The organism is Streptomyces acidicola (assembly GCF_009377235.1).
Taxonomy (GTDB): domain Bacteria; phylum Actinomycetota; class Actinomycetes; order Streptomycetales; family Streptomycetaceae; genus Streptomyces; species Streptomyces acidicola.
This window is the reverse complement of record NZ_VMNX01000444.1, coordinates 1-3,508: the sequence shown is the minus strand read 5'-3', so window position 1 is coordinate 3,508 and position 3,508 is coordinate 1. Positions and strand designations below refer to the sequence as shown.

General features: G+C 68.0%; 4 protein-coding genes and 1 tRNA gene. 3 read left to right on the top strand and 2 right to left on the bottom strand.

The features are described 5' to 3' along the window. Window positions 1-188 precede the first annotated feature (188 nt). Window positions 189-959: an ABC transporter ATP-binding protein gene (locus FPZ41_RS45680; protein ID WP_322621575.1), complete on the bottom strand. Its 771-nt coding sequence runs from the start codon at window positions 957-959 to the stop codon at window positions 189-191. A 392-nt stretch (window positions 960-1,351) separates the two neighbouring features. On the opposite strand from FPZ41_RS45680, the gene FPZ41_RS45675 reads away from it, so the two are divergent. Further along, window positions 1,352-1,437: transfer RNA gene (locus tag FPZ41_RS45675), tRNA-Leu, on the top strand. A gap of 312 nt (window positions 1,438-1,749) precedes the next feature. Then, window positions 1,750-2,631: a Bax inhibitor-1/YccA family protein gene (locus FPZ41_RS45670; protein WP_152870714.1), complete on the top strand. Its 882-nt coding sequence runs from the start codon at window positions 1,750-1,752 to the stop codon at window positions 2,629-2,631. A gap of 117 nt (window positions 2,632-2,748) precedes the next feature. Here the strand turns inward: FPZ41_RS45670 and FPZ41_RS45665 are convergent, their stop codons facing one another. Next, on the bottom strand, window positions 2,749-2,979 hold the full coding sequence (locus tag FPZ41_RS45665) for a DUF4287 domain-containing protein (protein ID WP_131572205.1): 231 nt from the start codon (window positions 2,977-2,979) through the stop codon (window positions 2,749-2,751). Window positions 2,980-3,082: 103 nt separating this feature from the next. Here FPZ41_RS45665 and FPZ41_RS45660 point away from each other — a divergent pair, with 103 nt between their 5' ends. Further along, complete coding sequence (locus tag FPZ41_RS45660) at window positions 3,083-3,394, top strand: hypothetical protein (RefSeq protein WP_322621574.1); 312 nt, start codon at window positions 3,083-3,085, stop codon at window positions 3,392-3,394. Window positions 3,395-3,508 lie beyond the last annotated feature (114 nt).

Sequence of the window (3,508 nt, the reverse complement as noted above, 5' to 3'; positions counted from 1 at the left end):
GGCGTCGGGCGCCTTGGGGTGTGAGGGGTGGACGCTACGGGCGGGCGGTGCTTCTTGGTGCCGGGCTCGCGCACGGCCTTTAGGGGCGCGGGGCTGTGTTGGATATGCGGCTCCACCGCGTGGGCGCGACAAGCCACGACGAACCCGCAGCCGCCCCAATACAGAACCCGGCAGACGAGACGCCTGGCTCAGCTCGTGCGCGACGTCGCGTCGAACCGCTTCATGCGGTCCAGCACCGTGTCCGCCGTCGGCTGGTGCATCTCGTCGACGATGCGCCCGTCGGCGAGGAAGACCACACGATCGGCATACGCGGCGGCGACGGGATCGTGGGTCACCATGACGACGGTCTGGCCCAGTTCGCGGACCGAGTTGCGCAGGAAGCCCAACACCTCCGCACCCGAGCGGGAGTCGAGGTTGCCGGTGGGCTCGTCGCCGAAGATGATGTCCGGCTTCGAGGCGAGGGCGCGGGCCACGGCGACACGCTGCTGCTGGCCGCCGGAGAGCTGGGCGGGACGGTGGGTCAGGCGGTCGGCGAGACCGACCATCCGGATGACGGTGTCGAGCCACTGCTTGTCCGGCTTGCGGCCCGCGATGTCCATCGGGAGCGTGATGTTCTCCAGCGCGGTCAGGGTCGGCAGCAGGTTGAAGGCCTGGAAGATGAAGCCGATCTTGTCCCGGCGCAACTTGGTGAGCTGCTTGTCCTTCAGAGAACCCAACTCGGTGTCCCCGATGCGGACGGAGCCGGAGGAGAAGGAGTCGAGTCCCGCCACGCAGTGCATCAGCGTGGACTTTCCGGAGCCCGACGGGCCCATGATCGCGGTGAACCGGGCCTGTCCGAAGTCGACACTGACCCGGTCCAGGGCGACCACCTGGGTCTCGCCCTGTCCGTAGACCTTGGAGAGGTCCGTGGCGCGAGCGGCCACGGCGGTGGCCCGCTCGGCGATGGGAGTGGTGGTCACGAAGGGTGCTCCTGTCGGGATGACGGCTTTTGGCGAACGTGTTCCATCGTCCGGGCCGCCGGGCGCCCTGTAGTCAGCCGCTGTTCCGGTTCCTGGGGCCGTCTGTGGGCGGACGGGCCGATGCCGTGTCATACCTGGGGATGACGGGCGGCCCCTAGGGCGCGTCGCCGCGGCGCAGGTTGTGGAGGCCGCTCGTTCGGGCGGTGAAATTCCGTCATTCCGCATGCGGGCGGCCAGGTGGTCCGAAAGGCTATTGGCAAGTGCGGATGGCGTACACCCAGTGCTGATGCACCCTCAGACGTCAATAAAATAAGACAACATCGGTCCGCTCTTCCGCTGTTCGGGGGATGGGTCCCGATAGGCTCGGGACTTCGATGCGGAGCCCATGGCCTGCCCGGATGGTGGAATGCAGACACGGCGAGCTTAAACCTCGCTGCCCCTCGCGGGCGTACCGGTTCAAGTCCGGTTCCGGGCACCACCGAAGAAGACCGCACAAAAACCCCCAACGCCTCGCAGCGGTCCGCCCGGGCTCCCGTGACTCTCCGTCTCCTCACTCTCCGTCTCCTCGTCGGCACGACGCGACCCGGTGTCCGGCTGTTGATCTCCGGACGGTTCCGGGTGTGTACCGGGTTGGTCATGGGTGAGGGGGGCCGGTGCGGGGAATCACGGAGACGCGTAGCGTGTTTCTGGTCACGACGAGGGAAAGATCCTCCCCAAGCACTAGGGTCAATCCTTTGCCTACCTATTACTCTTGAGCCAAGGCCACGCAGGGTGGCCATGGAGGAGTGAAATGAGGAGCAGCAACCCGGTCTTCTCGCGACGGGGGTTCAGCCGCGACAACGGCTACGCGGGCTTCAACACCGCGCCGCAGGCCGGGGGAGCAGCCGTCGGTACCCAGGGCAACCCCTACGCCCAGCAGGGCGGTAACCCGTACGCGACGAACCCGTACGCCCAGCAGGCCCCGGAGCACGGCGCTCCGCCGCAGGCCCCGGTCCGCACCGGCGGCATGACGATGGACGACGTCGTCGTCCGTTCCGCCATGACGCTCGGCACGGTCGTCGTCGGCGCCATCCTGGCGTGGGCCCTCCTGCCGGTGTCGCCCAGCAGCTTCGGCCTGGCCATCGGCGCCGCGCTCATCGCGATGGTCCTCGCCCTCGTGCAGAGCTTCAAGCGCAAGGCCTCGCCCGCGCTGATCCTGTCGTACGCCGCCTTCGAGGGCGTCTTCCTGGGCGTGCTCAGCGAGATGTACAACACGGCCTGGAGCGGTGCGCCCTTCCAGGCGGTGCTCGGCACGATGGCGGTCTCCGGCGCCACCCTGCTGGTCTACAAGGCCGGCTGGGTCCGCGTCACCGCGCGGTACGCGCGCATCGGTATGACCATCGCCATCGCGTTCGTGGCGGTCATGGCGGTCAACCTGCTGCTGGTCGTGTTCGGCGTCGCCGAGGACGGCGGTCTGCGCAGCATGGGTCCGCTCGGTGCGATCGTCGGAATCCTCGCGATCCTGCTCGGTGCCTTCTTCCTGACCCTCGACTTCAAGCAGATCGAGGACGGCATCGCCTACGGCGCCCCGCGGGAGGAGGCCTGGCTGGCCGCGTTCGGCCTGACCATGACCCTCGTGTGGATCTACGTCGAGATGCTGCGGCTGGTCGCCATCTTCAGCGGCGACGACTGATCCGCCCACAGTGGTCCGACCTCGCTCTGAGGTCCTGACACGGTGAAGGGCCCCGGGGAGCTGTTGCTCCCGGGGCCCTTCGTCTTGTCCGATGCTCGGCGTGCTGGTGGAGCGCGCTCAGAGCAGTTTGCGCGCGGCCCTCCTCAGGTCGTACTCATGGATGATCGCCTTGGCGTGGCCGTACGCGAGGTCGTGCTCGTGCCGGAGCCAGCTGACCTTCTCCTCGAAGTTGAAGAGAGCCGGGCCTTCGTCGACAGCGCGAAGCCAGTCGGAGACTTCACGACCGGTGCAATGGGGGATGCGGGCGAGCAGATTGCGATGGGTCTCCTCGGAGAAGACTTGGGACATCGGCGCCTCCGGACGCAATGGAATGTAAGCCGGTCCTTCAGGTCACCGTGCCTGAGCGTTCGGGTATTGGCAACACTCCTGTTCGGGCGCGTAGTCTCGCGACGTGCTTGATACGACGCCTCTGACCCGTGCGGTGGATCACTTCGCTGATCGTTTGAGGGCCGCTCCGCAAAGCCGGCTGCAGCGGGGTGCGGCGGCCGAGGCGCTGGCGCTGGCCAGGGACTTGGCACTGCGTGCCCAGCGGCTGGAGGACCCGGATTCGGAGCCCCGGGAGATGCCGGATGCGGGGATGTTCGCCGCGGCCGATCAGATCCTGGTCGCCGGGAACGATCTTGCGGTCGTGCTGAGAAACGAGGCTGAGCTGGCCGAGGCGATCGGGCTGGTGGAGGAGGCGCAGAGGCGCGCGGGGGTTTAGTGGATGCGGGATGCCGCCGGCGGTTCAGCGGGGGCGCGGGGGCGTCGTGGGGGCTTCGGTGTGTGGGCGGGCGCGGGTTGTCTGTGGCTGGTCGCGCAGTTCCCCGCGCCCCTG

What these genes read in the sequence shown, in the direction of transcription:
- FPZ41_RS45670 (WP_152870714.1), top strand. Translation starts at nt 1,750, where the DNA reads ATGAGGAGCAGCAACCCGGTCTTCTCGCGACGGGGGTTCAGCCGCGAC.
- FPZ41_RS45665 (WP_131572205.1), bottom strand. Translation starts at nt 2,979, where the DNA reads ATGTCCCAAGTCTTCTCCGAGGAGACCCATCGCAATCTGCTCGCCCGC.